Below are 16643 nucleotides of genomic sequence, written 5' to 3'. Positions count from 1 at the left end.
CGCAAAAGGCCGTCCCGGTCATCGGGACGGCCTTTTGCACGTTCTGTGCGCGCGACACATCACACCGCAGCAACAAATCGCTTTAGCGCCGGGCGGCCAGCTCGCTCGAAATGGCGCGCATTTGCTCTTCAACGCGAATCGAACATACCGATGTCACCTCCAGGTCGCGATCCTCATACACATCGCGGTCCGGGTGCGATGCGGCCCAGGCGGCAACCGCCGCATCACGCTGGCGCACCAGAATTTCGATTTGCGGGCGATAAAACGTAATCATGCCCGAAACCCAGCGATTGACCGGCCAAGAGGGCTGGGCGTGATCGATGATGAAATTATCCAGCATCGAAATGACGCTTTCGGCATCATACCAGACTTCGCCAGTCACCCAGCGATTCGTAGTGAAAAGCCGCTGGGCAAAGCCGTATTGATCCATCGAAATCGCCACCAGATGCGACAGGGCCTCGTTTGGCCCCTTGGGCATTTCAAACCCATCTATCGCTAACGGGCGTACCATTTCGGGCATGCCACGCGGACGCATAAAGGTGTGAAAATGCCCATGTTCATCCCATTCGCGCTGCTGGTCTTTGGGATGGGCATGATAATAAAACTGGGCATGGCTGGTGCGGTCATAGACGTCGCCCTGCGGGTAATGCGTCCATTCATAAAACGCCCCTGCAGTACGGATCAGTTCTCCGACGATATTGTCCCCCGTCGCCGAAAGAACCCGATGACATTCCATGACATCCCGCCCGGCGGACATCATGTTTTTAAGCTGACTGACCGACAGGGCCGACCAGTCAATTTCAAGTTCTGTCATGGTTTTATTACCATTTGATAAGCCGACCGCCCATTCCTGACCTGGTCGAATGGAAATGTCGAACCGGCATTGCGCCAGCTTCGCTACAGTCATGCTTGCCGATAAAAATTACAAGTAAAAATACTTACTTGTCCTTGTGGGTAGCAACACGCAACACCCGAAACCCAATCAGGATATGGCGCAAATGTTCGGGTCGGCTGTGTCGGGCTGCCGGACGGCACACCCCGCAGCCCCGGTCATCCCAGGAACCGCCTTTTACAATGCGGGCACCGGGTTGCTGCTGCGTCATGGTCCATTCAAACACCTGGCCTGCCCCGTCATACAGACCGAAAGGCCCCGGCGGAAAAGATTTGACCGGCATGGTATCAAACGGACCACGATCCGCACTGTTTAACCGCGCCGGATCGTAGATATTCCCCCACGGGTAAAACGTTCCGTCCGGCCCGCGCACGGCCTTTTCCCATTCCGCCTCGTTGGGCAGGCGCCAGGTATCACCCGTTTTTTCGCTCAGCCACCGGGCATAAGCCAACGCATCCTGCCACGAAATCAACACCACCGGATGATTTTCGCGGCCCGTGCGGGGCCGGCCATCTTTCCAGGCAAAGGGCCTGGTTGCCTCAAAACCATGAACCAGCCCATAAGAGTCCCACATTTTCTTTGTCACACCAGGGGCAGGATGCCCGGTATCCTTCACAAAGGCGGCATATTGGGCATTGGTGACAGGGGTGGTGGAAATTTCAAATTGCGGCAGGTAAATACGCCATTTGGCAATTTCGGAATCATACCAGCGGTTACGGCGGGCCATATCCTCGCCGTAAATCTGTTCATCGATACGATAGGCATAATCGCGTTCAATCGCGTCAGACCCCTGCCAATACCATCCCGCTGGCACAACGGTCATTTCAGGCAGGGGAATGTTATCTGCCCGCGCAGGTAGGCTGTGCGATGACAAAAACATCGCAGCCGCCAGCCCCATCGCAGTCCGGTACAGGCTGTGTCGCGTTGGCAACATCATTGTATTTTCATTTTCCCAAAAGTCAGGTCATTACATATTCAAGTCTGCCCCGCCCCCGCCTGCGACTTAAACGCCGTATCTTTGTAAAACCGTCCGGCCAATGTCAAGCAACCGGCACCATCCCCCATATCCATCATGCCCCGGAACATTCCCAACACGGGCAAAACACTGCCATTTCAGGGACATGTCAAACTGTCACGAAAGCGTGAATATCCGTGACCAGACAGCGGCGGCTGTTTCTGTCATTATAATTGTGTTGGCAGACATCAAACGGCCTGTGCCAGGCAGTTGATACGGTAAATGCTTCTCCCCCCTGCATTTACCAAAACATGCCAACACCCTGACGAACGAACGTCTTCTCAAGCGGGTTTTCCCCTTCCCGCGAGTGTGAACGGCGCCACTCCTCCCCCGGGTGGCGCCGATTTTATTGCACAACAACTGCACAAACCCACAAAAACCCATTCCCCCTTCTCCTCGCCTTTACGTCGCAAAACAACAAAATCATGGACTTATTGCGGGAAAACGGGGAAAATATTGCCATGTTCACCAGCAAAATGAACATCGATAAAAGCAAGAACCTTCCAGTTTCGGGACAAGGGCGCCGGTTAAACAAGGTGGCCTATGGAAAAACAGCTTCTCGATGCGCTCTCGCAGTCAAATGCGGGCATTGCGTTATTTGATGCCAATGAACGTCTTATTTTTGCGAACCCGGCCTGGAATCAACTGATAACCGGTATTGCCGAGGATGATCTGGTCTTTGACGAAACCAGCCTGGACAATGGCGGTATGCTGTCTGTCTGCATGGTTCGTCCGCATCTTCAAGCTGGCAAACTACGCCCTTCTCTTGCCGATGTCGAAAACCGCAAACGCGGCACGGTTCTGGTCGCCGATGACAGTGCATCAAACCGCATGGTCGCACGCCGCATGCTGCAGGCCGAAGGTTTCAGCGTTATGGAAGCGGGCGATGGTCAGTCCGTTCTCGATATTTTACGCCGGGGCATTCCCGTTGACATCGTTCTGATGGATGTTGAAATGCCCGACATGGACGGCCTGCATACCACCCGGCGGATTCGCCACATGGATGGCCCGTCATCGCGCATTCCGATCATTGCCTTTTCCGCCCATCGCACCCGCGACTGGAACATGATCGCCCGTCAATCCGGCGTGAACGATTTCATCAGCAAACCCATCCAGCGGGCCAGCCTGTTACGTGTCATTGGCGAAAACCTTCTGCGACACAATACCTCGGACCGCAAAAACAGCACTGCCGCCCCGGCCCCGCTTGCGCTCATGCAGCAAAAAAGCCGCAGCTTCACCTCGCCACTTCAGAACCTGCCGACAAGCCCGGTGCTGGATGTTAAAATTCTGGAAAAACTGTATCACGATGTAGGCATTGACGGTGCCGCCGCTGGCATCGAGCTTTTCATCAGCGAGACGGAAACGCGTCTGGTCCAAATTGACGACGCCCTGTCACGCTGTGATTTCGGCGCCGTTCGCAACGAAGTTCATGCGCTAAAAAGCACCTCCGATACCTTCGGATTACGTCAATTGGCCGATTTATGTGCCGCTGCCCATAACATGTTTGACCGCAGCGACCTTGACGAACATCACCTTGTCAACTTTTCGCGCCGGGTCGTACAACTTGCCCCAACGGCCCTTACCGCCCTCAATCTTTATCGTCGCAGCCGGTCCTGGGCGTTAAGTTCGTAAGTTATAAAACCTCGCCTTCTTGCCATATATGCCACACCAACAGGTTCCAAACGGTCAGGGCGGCATCAAAATCATTGGCAAGCGCACGCTGCCAAATGTCACGCCGCTGCCCAAGCGGGATCGAAACCCGCACAAACAGATGTTCTTGTGCCTGTATTTCATCGGCCCACAAAAGCCGGGAAACATCACGCAGCCATGTGCCAATCGGCGGATTAAAACCGGACTTTGCCGCCGCCAGATAGCGCCCCGGCACCAGCGGTGACACCACGTCCCGCCACACGGCCTTGGCCCCGCCCTTTACATGATCATGCACAGGTATTGACGCTGCCAGCGCGCGGACGGACGGGTCCAGCAAGGGCGGACGATATTCCACCCCGGCCGCCATGCCCATCCGGTCACTTATTGCCAATTGGTTGCCCGCCAGCGTCACGCGCTGGTCAAACCGCATCATCCGTGATGCCAGCGGCCATGCGTTTTCATCCACGACCCCATCTGGTAAAACAGCCTGCAATCGGCCATATCCGGGCAAAATGCACCGGCTATTCCAGGCCTTGAACACATCATCCGCCTGCCCGGTCGTTGCCCGCAGAAACTTGCCTGCACCGGCAAGCGCATTGCCACCGCCCACCCGTCGCAATCCCGTTTCGGCCCAAGTCACACCGCCCGCCACGGCCTGTCGCACATATTGCGGCACTTTCAGCCATTGTTCGGCATGATTCGCCAAACGATACCGCCGATAACCGCCAAACACCTCATCCCCGCCATCGCCTGTCAAACATACCGGGGCAATATCGGCCACGGTTTCGGCCAGGCAATGCGCCAGAATCACCGCCGGGTTTGAAAACGGCCCGCCAAAGGCCCGCAGGGCACTTTTCAACCTGCATAAAATATCTTCAGCATGGTTGGGGGCGGATACAGTTTTAAGCTTCAGGCCCAAATGCTCTGCCAATTGCCGGGCACGGGCCGTTTCATCAAATGGCGTGCCGGGGAACCCCATAACAATGGCTGTTGGCATTCTGTGATCCCGGGACCGATGCCGTGCGACACGTGCCGCCAATGCCGCAATCCCGGCACTGTCCATCCCGCCCGAAAGCAAACAGGCAACCGGCCTGTCACACTGCATGGCCCCCGCCACCGCGCGATACACACGCTTGCGCAACGCATAAATGGCAACGTCGTGACTTTGGCCTTTTAGCTGCCTCGGCCCAGAAAGCTGAAAACGGCTTAATCTGCCGCCCTGACAGCACAAAACCTCACCAGGCCGCAATTGACGAATAGACCGAAAAGCGGTTTTAGGGGCGGGAATAAACAAATGCGCCAATGACAGGTCAAACGCCTCCGCATCATGATCCTGCGCAATGCCCGGAGCTGACCGTAACGGCGTTAATTCGGAAGCAAAGAAAAGATGCCCGTCCGCACGTTCTGCCACATAAAGCGGCTTTTGCCCGCCCGGATCCACCGCCAGCCACAGGGCCTGTTGTTGCCGGTCCCACAAGGCAAAGGCATAAGCCCCCGAAATATCCCCAAGCATTTGCGCCATGCGTTCGGATAGCCTGCCCAACGCATCCGATGTCAGCGCCTGTGCCAGCAAGGCAAGGAAAACGGCTGTATCCGAATGGGACGACGCCCCGGCACTGCCGGTAATTCCCGTCCTTTTTAACTGGGCGTGCAACCGGCGATACCCGGCCACATAACCGTTAAAAACAAAGACAAATCGCTGATTTTCACTGTGCATCGGCTGCGAGGCGACGGCACGAATATCCGTTGTCGCCAAGCGACGATGGGCAAGAATGGTACCACCATCCTGCCACATCCCGTGCCCGTCCGGTCCGCGATGGGCCAGCGCAGTCGAGGCGGCAACAACCCAGTCAAATGCCTCAGGATCGGTCGTACCGGCCAGGCCGCACATTCAAGCTGCCCTAATCGTACTTTGTGGCGTTACCGGCAAACCACGCCCCAACCCGGCGCAAACCATCCCGGGCCTCGATGGGTGGCAACCAGCGCAAATCCCGGCGGATAGCACGGCTATCGACCTGTAAGGATCCCGTCAGGCGCTGTATCTGTGCCGATTTTCCCGTTATTCGCCCCAAACAGGATAAGACCGACACCGGTACTGGTACCAACACCGCCTTTTTCCCCATGCCTTCGGCCAAAAGCGCGATCATTTCGCCTATCGAAAAATCCTCGCCATCAGACACCATATAGGTCTGGTAACTCGCAGCCGGGTGGCGCGCCACCACCACACAGGCATCAGCCAGATTATCCACATGGATCAAACTGCGATGGTTGCGAATGGCACCGAATGGCAGGGGAATACCCCGCAAGGCCAGTTTTGCAAGAGCGGCAAAATTGGCCTTTACCCCAGGCCCATAAACCAAAGGCGGGCGTAAAATCGTTAATCCCAAACCGGATTTCTGCGAAAAGGCCCGCAAGGCCTCTTCGGCCTCGGCCTTGGAGTGCCCATAAGGGTCCTGCGGGTGAACCGGGCTGTGTTCATCAAAGGCAGAAAAGCGGGTTTCCTCACCATTGACTTTAATCGAACTGACAAACACCATCCGCGAGACATTTTGTGCCACCGCCGCACGGGCCAACTGCAAACTGCCCGCGACATTGACCGCGCGAAAGGCCGCAAGCGGGTCGCCCGACGTTTCATTCATCACATGCACCCTTGCAGCCAGATGCACCACACATGCTACCCCGTCAAGATGCCCGGTCCAGTCGGTTTTGCCATCAATCGTGCCGATAATACGGGCGTCGGGTTGCAATTCGGCAGGCAACTGTGCCAGGGCTGATTCATTACGCACCAGCGGGCGGACCTCGAAACCATCGGCAAGGGCGGCCTTGCACACCGCCTGCCCGACAAAACCATTGGCCCCGGTGATAGCCATTTTCAGAGGGGTGTTCATTTAGTCTGCTTCACCTTCTTTGGCGGGGGAAACGGCATGTTGCACCTGCGTGACCGTGTTTAAACGGCGTTGCAAATCACCCAGAACATATAATCGCAAGGCACTTGATAAATTGCCTTCCCGGCCTTCGTCAATCAATGCCACCATTTCCGCTATCGAATGGCCTTCGCGTTCGGCAATGTGTTGTAATTCCTGCCAAAAGGCATCTTCCAGCGAAAAACTGGTGCGATGCCCGGCAATGGTAATTGAACGTTTGCGAACAAGGTCAGTCATTAAATATTCCATTGAACAAACAGGCGAAATATCACGATATAGTCTTCGGCGACACACCGTAAGGGACAAACGGGATCATCATGAAAATAATTCATCTAAGCGACTGTCATTTCATCGACCCCGCCCCGGCAGGAAATGCGGCAAGCAGCCCCACCCCGCAACAAACCCTGCAACGCATCATTGCCGATATTTGCCAATGGCACAGCGATGCCGAGATGTGCATCATTTCCGGCGATCTGACCCATGATGGCACGCCAATACAATATGACCTGTTTGCCCGCACCATTAGCGATTTGCCCATGCCGGTTCATGTCATTCCTGGCAACCACGATGCCCGTGCCCCGCTGCTTGCCGCCCTGCCCACCACCCGGCAGGATAAAAACGGCTTTATCAACCATGCCCTCACCCATAATGGCATTCGTTTTGTACTGCTTGATACCCTGATCGCGGGGGAGGATGCCGGTATCCTGTGTGAAAAACGCCTGGCATGGTTGTCGTCCGAACTGGCAGCATCGCAAAACCTGCCGGTTATGATTTTCATGCACCATCCGCCGGTCACGGTTGGCCTGCCCTTTATGGATTCCATCAATTTGCAAAATGCCGATGATTTTGGCGATGTCATCGCCTCACACGGGTCGGTAAAGCATATCTTTTTTGGTCATTTGCACCGCCCCTTACAGGGTATGTGGCGCGATATTCCCTTTACCTGCGGCCCCAGTAGTTACAAGGGCCAACCCCTTGCCATGCAACCCGGCAGCGGCCTTCCCGACAAGGCCTGGCTGGAACCGGGATATGGCATTGCCCTGATCAACGAACATGAAGCATCGGTGTGTTATCACTTTGAAACCGTGCCCAATTCGGCGACATAGCTGATCAGGCCACAGCTTCCCATTCAGCGCGCACGGTTTCGTCCTGCTCACCCGCAAGCTGGATTTGCCGTATCTCGGCAAATTCTTCAGTTGTCATCAATCGGAATAGCGCCCAAACAACACTCGCCCGGATCACGGCGGCGGGGTCCTTTAGCAAGGCACGCAGGTGTGGCAACACCTGCCGGTCGCCCGCATTGCCAATCGCAATCAGCACATTGCGCAAAAACTTTGCCCGGCCGATGCGCTTAATCGGCGACCCGGTAAAAAAGGCGCGGAAGGCCGCGTCGTCCATATCGAGGAAATCCGCCAGACGCGGCGCGGTAAGCTCGGCACGCGGGATAAAGGCCAGTTCTTCGGTGCGGCTGGCAAATTTGTTCCACGGGCAGACCGACAGGCAATCATCGCAGCCATAAATGCGATTGCCCATTGCAACGCGAAATTCACGCGGGATCACGCCATCATGTTCGATGGTCAGGTACGAAATACATTTACGGGCATCGAGTTTATAGGGCGCGGGAAACGCATTGGTCGGGCAGGCATCCAGGCAATTGCGGCACGACCCACAATGGTCAATTTCCGCCCGGTTCGGCGCATCGTCAAATTCCAGGGTGGTAAAAACCTCGCCCAAAAACAGCCAGGAGCCATATTGGCGGGATACCACATTGGTATGTTTGCCCTGCCAGCCAATCGCGGCGGATTGCGCCAGCGGCTTTTCCAATACCGGTGCAGTATCAACAAAAACTTTTACCTGTTCGCCTTCCCTGCTTTGCTCCATTAACCAGCGGGCAAGCTGCTTCAGGCGTTTTTTGATCAGGTCATGATAATCGCGGTTTTGCGCATAAACCGAAATCATCGCCCGGTCCGGGTGATCGAGCAGGGTTAGCGGGTCCTCTGCCGGGCCGTAATTGGTGCCCAGCACAATCACGCTTTTCACATCTTCCCACAAAACACGCGGGTCTCGGCGGCGCGGCAGGCGTTCCGGGTCTGCCATCCACTCCATACTGCCATATTCCCGACCGGCGACAAATTCATCCAGCCGTTGCTGGTTGCGCGGATCAATTTCCGGGCGCGCCACACCACACACATCAAAGCCGATGTCTTTGGCTTTGTCCTGAATGTCGCGAAAGGAAATGCTGTGCGCCAAAATACTACCCGACTGCCCGTTGCCCCTTTACCCTGCGCGCCAAACCTTTAGTGCGCGCAAAGTGCCAATAAGGTGCTTCATAACATTTGCCACAGCCAAAAATCCAGTATGGGCGCACGCAATGTCTTTCCCTATCCTGGCTGCCGCCTTTTGGACCGACCTGCCCCTCTGGTCGTCCCCCCAGACCGCCAATATAATAAAGGGCGCGGCAATATCTCAGCTGCGCCCTTTCATGCCGATGATGGTTTGCTGTTTTGCCTTAACCCCGGGTCCAGGCAAAACAGCAGCAAAGGTTATTACGCCTAGAAACGGTAACGCAAGGTGGCCAGCACTGTGCGCTCCTGCCCCAGATAACAGTTTGCCAGCTTGTTGCAGGATGCGACATATTCCTTGTCAAACAGGTTGTTGATATTCAGGCGCATATCGGCATTTTCAACACCAATCCGCGACAAATCGTAATCAAAGGACAAATCAACAAGCGTATAATCAGGTACGCGCTGGGTATTGGTTTCATTAGCCCACGTCTCGCCGACATAGCGCACCCCCGCAGCAACATCCAGCCCGGCCAGCGCCCCGGCATCAATACTATATTTCCCCCACAACGATGCGGTGTGTTCGGGCACCTGCATGGGCATTTTACCATCCTTGGCATCCCCGGGGGCATCGTAGCTTGCATCGGTGTAGGCATAACCGGCCGTCACGCTGAACTGATCGGTCAGTCTGGCACGGGCCTCCAGTTCAAGGCCTTGCGATTTGATCGTCCCGGCGGGCGAATAGACAAAAGTGACCGGGTCGGCAATCGCGACATTTTCCTGTTCAATGTGAAATACCGAAGCGGTTAGCAAAATATCGCGCCCTGCAGGCTGATATTTCACCCCAGCTTCATATTGCGTGCCTTTGGTTGGTGCCAGCGGGTCCCCATTGGCATCGGCATACAGATTGGGGTTAAATGATTCCGAATAGTTGATATACGGCGCAATCCCGTTATCAAACAGATAGAGCAAACCCGCCCGGGTGGTCAGTTCGCTGCGATCCTCTCCGGTGCGTTTTTCATTCAGCCGGTTCAGGCTATCGGTTTCAACCCAGTCTTGACGCGCCCCCAATGACAGGCGCCAGTTTTCATAAGCAAGCTGGTCCTGCACATAAATCCCGGTTTGATCCAGCGTTTTGGTCGCCAGCGCATAGGGTGTGCCGAATGTAACACCGGGATTCCCATAAGACGGCTGCCACGGATTGATGCTGGATACCGCTGTGTACCAATAATTGGTCCGCGACCGACGATGCTGGTAATCCAGCCCGCCAATCAGCGTATGATCTACCTTTCCGGTGGCAAACTTCCCGGTCAGTTGATTATCCACGGTAAAGGCCCGCAGGCTTTCATAACCGCCATAATAGGCGCGCTTTAAATTGTCCGAATTCCCATCCCAGCCGGTTTGGTAAATCTGGTCAATATCAACATCTGAATCCAGAAAACGGAAATTCTGCTTGAAGCCGAGATCGTCATCAAAATCATGCTCGAACTCATAGCCGATCATATTTTGCGTACGATCAAACTTTTCCAGCGACGGATCACCATCAAAGAAATCGCGCGGCAGATAGCGCCCGTTATGGGGATAAAGCGTGCCTTCGGCGGGAACGCCATTATGCGTGCCGCCTTCCGGGTCACGCTGGAAATATCCCATCAGGGTCAGGCTTGTATCGTCAGTGAAATTTGCCGTTAAGGACGGTGCAATCACGTAACGTTCTTCCTTGGCATAGTCAAACTGGGTATCAGCAGCATCCGCCTTCCCCACCAGGCGATAGGCCAGTTTGTCGCCTTCGGTCAGCGGGCCGGTGATATCAAAGGCAACACCGCGCTGATTACGCGTGCCGTAGGAAAGCTCAACCTCCCCCTTTTGCTCGAATTCCGGTTTTTTGCTGCTTAACGCCACCAGCCCCCCGGGCGAGGACCGACCATATAAAACCGATGCCGGACCTTTGACGGTATCGATCCGCTCGACGAAATAGGGATCGATCTGCATTGAACTATAGGTCGAATCATCGCTCATGGTTTTCATGCCATCGAGATAGATATTATCGATGCTGCGATCGACCAGCCCGCGCAAAATCACATAGTCATACCGGTTGGATGCGCCAACCTGCCCGGTAAAGGCACCCGGAGTATAGCGCATTGCCTGCATAACGGTCTGCGAGCCCTGATCTTCAATTTCCTCGGTTGTTACCACCGAAATGCTTTGGGCGGTTTCCAAAATCGGCGTGTCGGTTTTGGTGGCCGAAAGCGACCGTTTGGCAACATATCCCTGTACCGGGCCATCGGCGCGTTCAACCTCGCGCGCGGCCTCAACCCGGACAGGGTCCAGAACGATGCCGTTGCTGGCATCGGTACTGCCTAGTCCGCCAATAATGGTGATGGTATCGTCATCCGTTACACGCCAGCTATAGCCTGAACCGCTCAGCAACATCTGCAGGGCCTGTTCGCGGGTAAACCGGCCCGACACCGCCCCCGCCTGCACATTGGCAATGCCTTCGCTGGGAAAAAACAGTTTCACATCGGCCTGATCGGCAAACGCGGTGAGTGCCCGATCCAGATTTTGCGCCGGAATATCAAACTGGACCCGGGCATCATTTGCCAATGCACCGCTTTGCGCCTGTGCCGGGGCAATCGATACCACCACACCTGCCATAACCACACCCGATAGCACCGTGCCAAGCAAAAGCCTGCCCGCGAACTGGCGAATGGCTGGACCTGACTTTTTGTGATGTGCGTTCATCGCGCAAACAGACCGCAAAACAGACAAGGGCACATTGTGCCCGCTGGTACGGTTTGAACCGAACGTCATAGTGATCAACCCTTATAAAATCTCACCCCAGTGCAAATGACTTTGATAACCGTTATCATTTGCTGTTGATCATATGACGAAACCCGCCCACCAAACTTGCAGCAGATTTTTCAAAAAAAATGCACAAAAGTTTTATGGCTGCGTTTTAATACGTTAAATCAATATATTAGGGTCATAACCGGTGTTGAAATAACGCTGGCCGGTGTTGTTTCATCAATCGATTTCAACAAATCATCAAGGTCATGCAGGTCAAACACCCCGCTGACCTTTAACGATGCCAAATCCTGATTGACCAGCATGATGCGCCCTTTGCGGTAACGCTGTATTTCAGCAATGACGGCGTTTAACGGTTGCTGGTTAAAAATCAGCTTGCCGCGCAACCATGCACTTTGCCCGGCATCATTAAAGGTGCGGACTGCACCCAACTGCCCGCTGGCATCATAGGCAATCTGCTGCCCGGCCAAAACATGCACACCGCCATTTTCCAGCCCGCTGGCATCCGGCAAATCTGCTGTCGATGCGGCCTCCTCCCCATTGGCCGCAGAAACCGCGACAATACCTTCGCTGACCCGGACATGAACGGCACCATCAACCAGCGCCACGTCATAGGATGTGCCAACCGCGCGTGCCTGCCCGTTGCCCGCCATAACAACAAAGGGCCGGTTGGGGTTTTTATGGACATCAAACCACGCCTCGCCCGCCTGCAAGTGCACCTCGCGCCGGGTTGGTGTGTAATGAACCGACAGGGCGGAGGCCGTGTTTAAATACACCACCGTGCCATCGGCCAGGGTAATGGTTTTCTGTTCGCCAATGCCGGTGGCATAATCGGCAAACAAACCTGCGACCGGACCGACCATGCCCGGCACAATGGCCGCGCCAGCCCCACAAACCAGCACCAGCAAAACTGCCAGCCACATGGCGGTCCGGCCGCCGATCCCAGTACGCGCGCCAGTGCCCGCGCGACGATGCCGGGTCAAAGCCGCACCATTGCGGGGCAAAGCATATTCGCCCTTGCCATCATGGCCCGGCACCTTTGCCACCACTTCCTTATGGTCCCCACGCGCGCCCGTCCCCGTAATATGCGCATTGGGGGATGAAACGGGCCTGGTTTCAGACAGACGGTTTGACGCACCAGTGAGCTTGCTGTTGAAGGCAACGCCCGCAACATCGGGCGCGTTCACAGCATTGTCAGATTCCACATCGCCAGCTTCCTGCCACTGTTTGGCTGTGGCCGTATGGCCGATACCGTCAAACAGGGTGCGGGCATCGGTCATGGCCTGCACATGCCGGGGCGATTGCGCCAGCCAGTGCTGATATTGCCGTTGCATATCGGGCGTGACCTGGTCAGAAGACAGCTTTACCAGCCAGTCAATCGCAATATCGCTGATCTGGCGGCTGGTTTCATCCTGGTCTGCCGACCGGGTGTTAAGCGGGTCCTGCCCGTCTGAATTTCTAGTCACCGGCTTGTTCCTGTTTTCTGGCCTGCGATCCACCACAGAAAAATCGGCCCCTCGAAATATAGACGTTTGAGCGCACCAAAATCAGCAATTGAAATGTCATTTATTTTGATCCGCCCGCCAAAGTTCATCGCGGCATTGTTGCAAGGCGCGGGCAATATATTTGGCAACCATGCTTTCCGACACCCCCAATTCCTGCGCAATGCGGGCATGGGAAAAACCATCCATGCGAAACATCAAAAGCGCGCGGCGCGGATTTTCCGGCAGGCGGTCCAGTGCGCGGTCAATCAGGGCCAGTTGCTGGCGGCCCATAACCGTCATTTCGGGCGATGGTTTGGGGTCTTCGACCTGTTCGGGAACCTGCCCGGCATCAGACTGGCTGCTGGCAAAATGGCGTTTTTCGCGGCGCATCCAGTCAATGGCAAGATTGCCCGCCACACGATAAACATAGGCACGCGGGTTATCAATTTTGCCATCACTCACCGGGGCCGCTGCCAGGCGCAAATAGGTATCCTGGGCAATATCAGCGGCACGTTGCGCATCCCCGCCCATACGGCGGGTCAGAAACCGGAGCAGATTGTCATAGTTTTCCTGAAAAATGCGGATCAAAACCGACGCTCTATCGCGACGCATCAAACGGGCCTATTCTGCGGAACCAATCACCCCCTATGCTTTCGGCGGGGAATGGCCTTCTCCATAACAAGAACGCCCCCGCCTCGCAATGAGAATAATTATCAATCCCATATTCCGGGCAAAATAAAGGCAGGAAGACCGAAACCTTCCTGCCGCGTGGCTATTCAAATTTGTATCAGCCTGCGATCAGAAATGAATAACGGCCAAAGACTGCTTGCGGCGTTTCACAACGCGCAAAATGCCCCTGCCGTTAAATTTTAACCGCGCCCGCGATAAGGGGCGACACCCTGATCCGGGATCCAGACACCTTCGGGTGCCGGGCCGGTTTGGTAAAACACATCAATCGGAATGCCGCCGCGCGGATACCAGTAACCACCAATGCGCAACCATTTCGGATCCAGCGTTTCAACAATGCGTTTGCCAACCTTGATCGTGCAATCTTCATGGAATGACCCATGATTACGAAACGAGGTTAAAAACAGCTTCAGCGACTTGCTTTCCACCAGCCAGTCGGCCGGGACATAATCAATCACCAGATGGGCAAAGTCGGGCTGGCCGGTGATCGGGCACAGGGAGGTAAATTCGGGTGCTACAAAGCGCACGCAATAATCGGTTCCGGCCTGTGGGTTTTGCACCCGTTCCAGCACGGCTTCTTCCGGGCTTGCGGGCTGCTTGGTATCACCGCCCAGCATGGTCAGGTTTTGATAAATGCTTTGGTCTGACATGATATGGGTTCCTTGACCTTAATCCTGGATCATCGGCATAGGATCAATATCCCCGCCTTCCTGACCGGCATAAAATTGCTTCGCAAAGGCTTCCATGCGGCCTTCGGCAATGGCGTCGCGCATGCCTTTCATCAGGTCCTGATAATATTGCAGGTTATGCCAGGTCAGCAGCATCGCCCCTAAAATTTCATTCGCCTTGATCAGATGATGCAAATAGGCGCGTGAATATTGCGAACAGGCCGGGCACGAACATTGATCATCAAGCGCGCGGTCATCATCGCGGTGACGACCATTTTTAAGGTTTACCGTACCCCGGTGGGTAAAGGCTTGGGCATTACGGCCCGAACGGGTGGGCAACACACAATCGAACTGGTCAATTCCGCGCATCACGGCCCCGACCAGATCAGACGGTTTGCCAACGCCCATCAGATAACGCGGCTTGTTGGCGGGCAGCATATCCACGCAAAAATCCAGCGTATCAAACATCACCTGCTGGCCTTCGCCCACGGCAAGCCCGCCCACCGAATGGCCCGGCAGGTCCAGCTCCGCCAGCTTTTCCGAGCTTTCCCGGCGCAGGTTTTCAAACACACTGCCTTGCTGAATGCCATAAAGGGCATAGCCTTCACGCTCGACAAACGCATCACGCGAACGTTTGGCCCAGCGCATTGACATGCGCATGCTTTCGGCCGCCACATCCTCGGTCGCGGGGAAAGGTGTGCATTCGTCAAACGCCATCGTAATGGTGGACCCCAGCAAATGCTGAATTTCCATCGAACGTTCCGGCGAAAGCGAGAATTTACGCCCGTCGATATGGCTTTTAAAGGTAACACCTTCTTCGGTGATTTTGCGCAAACCCGCCAGCGACATCACCTGATAGCCGCCACTATCGGTCAGGATCGGTTTGTCCCAGTTCATGAATTTGTGCAAACCACCCAGCCGCGCAATGCGTTCGGCACCGGGGCGCAACATCAGATGATAGGTATTGCCCAGCAAAATCTGTGCGCCGGTGGCCGCAACACTTTCGGGCATCATGCCCTTAACGGTGGCCGCGGTGCCGACCGGCATAAAGGCCGGCGTTTCAATCACGCCATGCGCGGTGTGAATGCGCCCGCGCCGGGCCTTGCCATCCTGTGCCAGCAATTCGTAACGAAATTCGGTCATGACTTTTTCAGTGCTTCAACTTTGTTGGCGCATTCCAGAAGCGAACAGTCGCCATAGGAATAAAAACGGTATTTTTGCGCAATCGCGTGGTCATAAGCCGCCTTCATACGGTCAATCCCGGCAAAGGCGGATACCAGCATGAACAGGGTGGAACGCGGCAAATGAAAATTCGTCAGCAACAAATCAACACCACGGAACTTGTAGCCCGGCGTAATAAAGATACTGGTTTCACTTTCAAACGGTTCAACAATGCCATCCTCACGCGCCGCACTTTCCAGCAGGCGCAGCGAGGTTGTACCCACGGCCACCACACGGCCCCCCTTGGCCCGGGTTTCATTGGCCAGGGCTGCAATTTCTGGCGAAATACTGCCCCATTCGGCGTGCATTTTATGATCGTCGGTATCATCCACCTTAACCGGCAAAAACGTGCCTGCCCCGACATGCAGCGTAATGGTGCGGCGCGTAATACCGCGCGCATCCAGCTTTGCCAGCAATTCGGGGGTAAAATGCAAACCCGCTGTTGGCGCGGCAACGGCCCCGTCATGCTGGGCAAAGATGGTCTGATAATCCTGGCGATCCTTGTCATCGCCCCCAGCCTCGCGCCGGATATAGGGCGGTAACGGCATCACACCATATTTTTCCAGCGCGGCAATCAAATCAGCCCCGGCAACGTTAAAGCGCAGCAAAACTTCGCCGCCATCCTGCTTGTCCATCACCTCGGCTTCAAAGCTGTCATTAACCTTGAAGATTTCGCCAATCCGCAACTTTTTGGCCGGTTTGGCAAAGGCACGCCATTGCGCCAGGCCTTCCTGTTTGTGCAGGGTGACTTCGATTTTGGCTTCCCCGCGTTTGCCAAACAGGCGTGCGGGGATCACGCGGGTATCGTTTGAAATCAGCAAATCACCGGGGCGCAAAATATCGGGCAATTCGCGCACGATACGGTCATTCATCGCACCGGCGGTCAAATCCAGCATCCGGGCGGAATCGCGCGGGTCTGCCGGATGTTCGGCAATGCAGTCACGCGGCAGGTCAAAATCGAACAGATCGACTTTCATTCTTTTTCCATCTTGGCAGTGTCAGGACACCACAATCATTT

14 protein-coding genes are annotated in these 16643 nt (G+C 55.4%); 2 read left to right on the top strand and 12 right to left on the bottom strand.

Annotated features, from left to right (window positions below; all coding sequences use genetic code 11):
* Positions 1-82: 82 nt before the first annotated feature.
* Positions 83-907, bottom strand: coding sequence for a DUF6969 family protein (locus LF95_RS15690; RefSeq protein WP_252509788.1), 825 nt, complete (start codon positions 905-907; stop codon positions 83-85).
* Between the two features lie 31 nt (positions 908-938).
* Complete coding sequence (locus tag LF95_RS15685) at positions 939-1829, bottom strand: formylglycine-generating enzyme family protein (RefSeq protein ID WP_073955946.1); 891 nt, start codon at positions 1827-1829, stop codon at positions 939-941.
* Positions 1830-2450: 621 nt separating this feature from the next.
* Between LF95_RS15685 and LF95_RS15680 the strand changes: the two genes are divergently transcribed.
* On the top strand, positions 2451-3539 hold the full coding sequence (locus LF95_RS15680) for an Hpt domain-containing response regulator (protein WP_073955945.1): 1089 nt from the start codon (positions 2451-2453) through the stop codon (positions 3537-3539).
* A 1-nt stretch (position 3540) separates the two neighbouring features.
* On the opposite strand, the gene LF95_RS15675 is transcribed toward LF95_RS15680, so the two are convergent.
* The 3 genes from LF95_RS15675 to LF95_RS15665 are packed head-to-tail and all read right to left on the bottom strand — an operon-like array spanning position 3541 to position 6718.
* Positions 3541-5448, bottom strand: a complete 1908-nt coding sequence (locus LF95_RS15675) for an asparagine synthetase B family protein (protein WP_073955944.1) — start codon at positions 5446-5448, stop codon at positions 3541-3543.
* Positions 5449-5458: 10 nt separating this feature from the next.
* Positions 5459-6445 (bottom strand): NAD-dependent epimerase/dehydratase family protein, encoded by a 987-nt coding sequence (locus tag LF95_RS15670; RefSeq protein ID WP_073955943.1) that lies wholly within the window; start codon positions 6443-6445, stop codon positions 5459-5461.
* Positions 6446-6718 (bottom strand): ribbon-helix-helix domain-containing protein, encoded by a 273-nt coding sequence (locus LF95_RS15665; RefSeq protein WP_073955942.1) that lies wholly within the window; start codon positions 6716-6718, stop codon positions 6446-6448. It abuts the gene before it with no gap.
* Positions 6719-6798: 80 nt separating this feature from the next.
* On the opposite strand from LF95_RS15665, the gene LF95_RS15660 reads away from it, so the two are divergent.
* Entirely contained in the window at positions 6799-7587 is a 789-nt protein-coding gene (locus LF95_RS15660; RefSeq protein WP_073955941.1) for a phosphodiesterase, read from the top strand.
* Positions 7588-7591: 4 nt separating this feature from the next.
* Here the strand turns inward: LF95_RS15660 and queG are convergent, their stop codons facing one another.
* From queG to queA, 7 genes are all read right to left on the bottom strand, one after another.
* Positions 7592-8731, bottom strand: a complete 1140-nt coding sequence (gene queG, locus LF95_RS15655; protein ID WP_215905689.1) for a tRNA epoxyqueuosine(34) reductase QueG — start codon at positions 8729-8731, stop codon at positions 7592-7594.
* A gap of 302 nt (positions 8732-9033) precedes the next feature.
* Positions 9034-11571: a TonB-dependent siderophore receptor gene (locus LF95_RS15645; protein WP_252509787.1), complete on the bottom strand. Its 2538-nt coding sequence runs from the start codon at positions 11569-11571 to the stop codon at positions 9034-9036.
* Between the two features lie 158 nt (positions 11572-11729).
* Positions 11730-13031 carry a FecR family protein gene (locus LF95_RS15640; protein ID WP_073955939.1) on the bottom strand — a complete coding sequence of 434 codons (1302 nt, stop codon included), beginning with the start codon at positions 13029-13031 and terminating at the stop codon, positions 11730-11732.
* 96 nt (positions 13032-13127) lie between these two features.
* Entirely contained in the window at positions 13128-13661 is a 534-nt protein-coding gene (locus LF95_RS15635; RefSeq protein ID WP_073955938.1) for an RNA polymerase sigma factor, read from the bottom strand.
* A 257-nt stretch (positions 13662-13918) separates the two neighbouring features.
* Complete coding sequence (queF, locus tag LF95_RS15630) at positions 13919-14386, bottom strand: preQ(1) synthase (RefSeq protein WP_073955937.1); 468 nt, start codon at positions 14384-14386, stop codon at positions 13919-13921.
* A gap of 18 nt (positions 14387-14404) precedes the next feature.
* Positions 14405-15547 (bottom strand): tRNA guanosine(34) transglycosylase Tgt, encoded by a 1143-nt coding sequence (gene tgt / locus LF95_RS15625; protein WP_073955936.1) that lies wholly within the window; start codon positions 15545-15547, stop codon positions 14405-14407.
* Positions 15544-16602, bottom strand: a complete 1059-nt coding sequence (gene queA / locus LF95_RS15620; protein WP_073955935.1) for a tRNA preQ1(34) S-adenosylmethionine ribosyltransferase-isomerase QueA — start codon at positions 16600-16602, stop codon at positions 15544-15546. Before queA ends, tgt begins: the two co-directional genes overlap by 4 nt.
* Between the last annotated feature and the right edge of the window lie 41 nt (positions 16603-16643).

The organism is Thalassospira sp. TSL5-1 (assembly GCF_001907695.1).
Lineage (GTDB): Bacteria > Pseudomonadota > Alphaproteobacteria > Rhodospirillales > Thalassospiraceae > Thalassospira.
This window is presented reverse-complemented; position numbering and strand designations above follow the sequence as displayed.

What these genes read in the sequence shown, in the direction of transcription:
- LF95_RS15660 (WP_073955941.1), top strand. Translation starts at nt 6,799, where the DNA reads ATGAAAATAATTCATCTAAGCGACTGTCATTTCATCGACCCCGCCCCG.
- LF95_RS15635 (WP_073955938.1), bottom strand. Translation starts at nt 13,661, where the DNA reads ATGCGTCGCGATAGAGCGTCGGTTTTGATCCGCATTTTTCAGGAAAAC.
- LF95_RS15670 (WP_073955943.1), bottom strand. Translation starts at nt 6,445, where the DNA reads ATGAACACCCCTCTGAAAATGGCTATCACCGGGGCCAATGGTTTTGTC.
- LF95_RS15680 (WP_073955945.1), top strand. Translation starts at nt 2,451, where the DNA reads ATGGAAAAACAGCTTCTCGATGCGCTCTCGCAGTCAAATGCGGGCATT.
- LF95_RS15685 (WP_073955946.1), bottom strand. Translation starts at nt 1,829, where the DNA reads ATGATGTTGCCAACGCGACACAGCCTGTACCGGACTGCGATGGGGCTG.
- LF95_RS15675 (WP_073955944.1), bottom strand. Translation starts at nt 5,448, where the DNA reads ATGTGCGGCCTGGCCGGTACGACCGATCCTGAGGCATTTGACTGGGTT.
- queF (WP_073955937.1), bottom strand. Translation starts at nt 14,386, where the DNA reads ATGTCAGACCAAAGCATTTATCAAAACCTGACCATGCTGGGCGGTGAT.
- tgt (WP_073955936.1), bottom strand. Translation starts at nt 15,547, where the DNA reads ATGACCGAATTTCGTTACGAATTGCTGGCACAGGATGGCAAGGCCCGG.
- LF95_RS15665 (WP_073955942.1), bottom strand. Translation starts at nt 6,718, where the DNA reads ATGACTGACCTTGTTCGCAAACGTTCAATTACCATTGCCGGGCATCGC.
- queA (WP_073955935.1), bottom strand. Translation starts at nt 16,602, where the DNA reads ATGAAAGTCGATCTGTTCGATTTTGACCTGCCGCGTGACTGCATTGCC.
- LF95_RS15690 (WP_252509788.1), bottom strand. Translation starts at nt 907, where the DNA reads ATGACTGTAGCGAAGCTGGCGCAATGCCGGTTCGACATTTCCATTCGA.
- LF95_RS15645 (WP_252509787.1), bottom strand. Translation starts at nt 11,571, where the DNA reads ATGACGTTCGGTTCAAACCGTACCAGCGGGCACAATGTGCCCTTGTCT.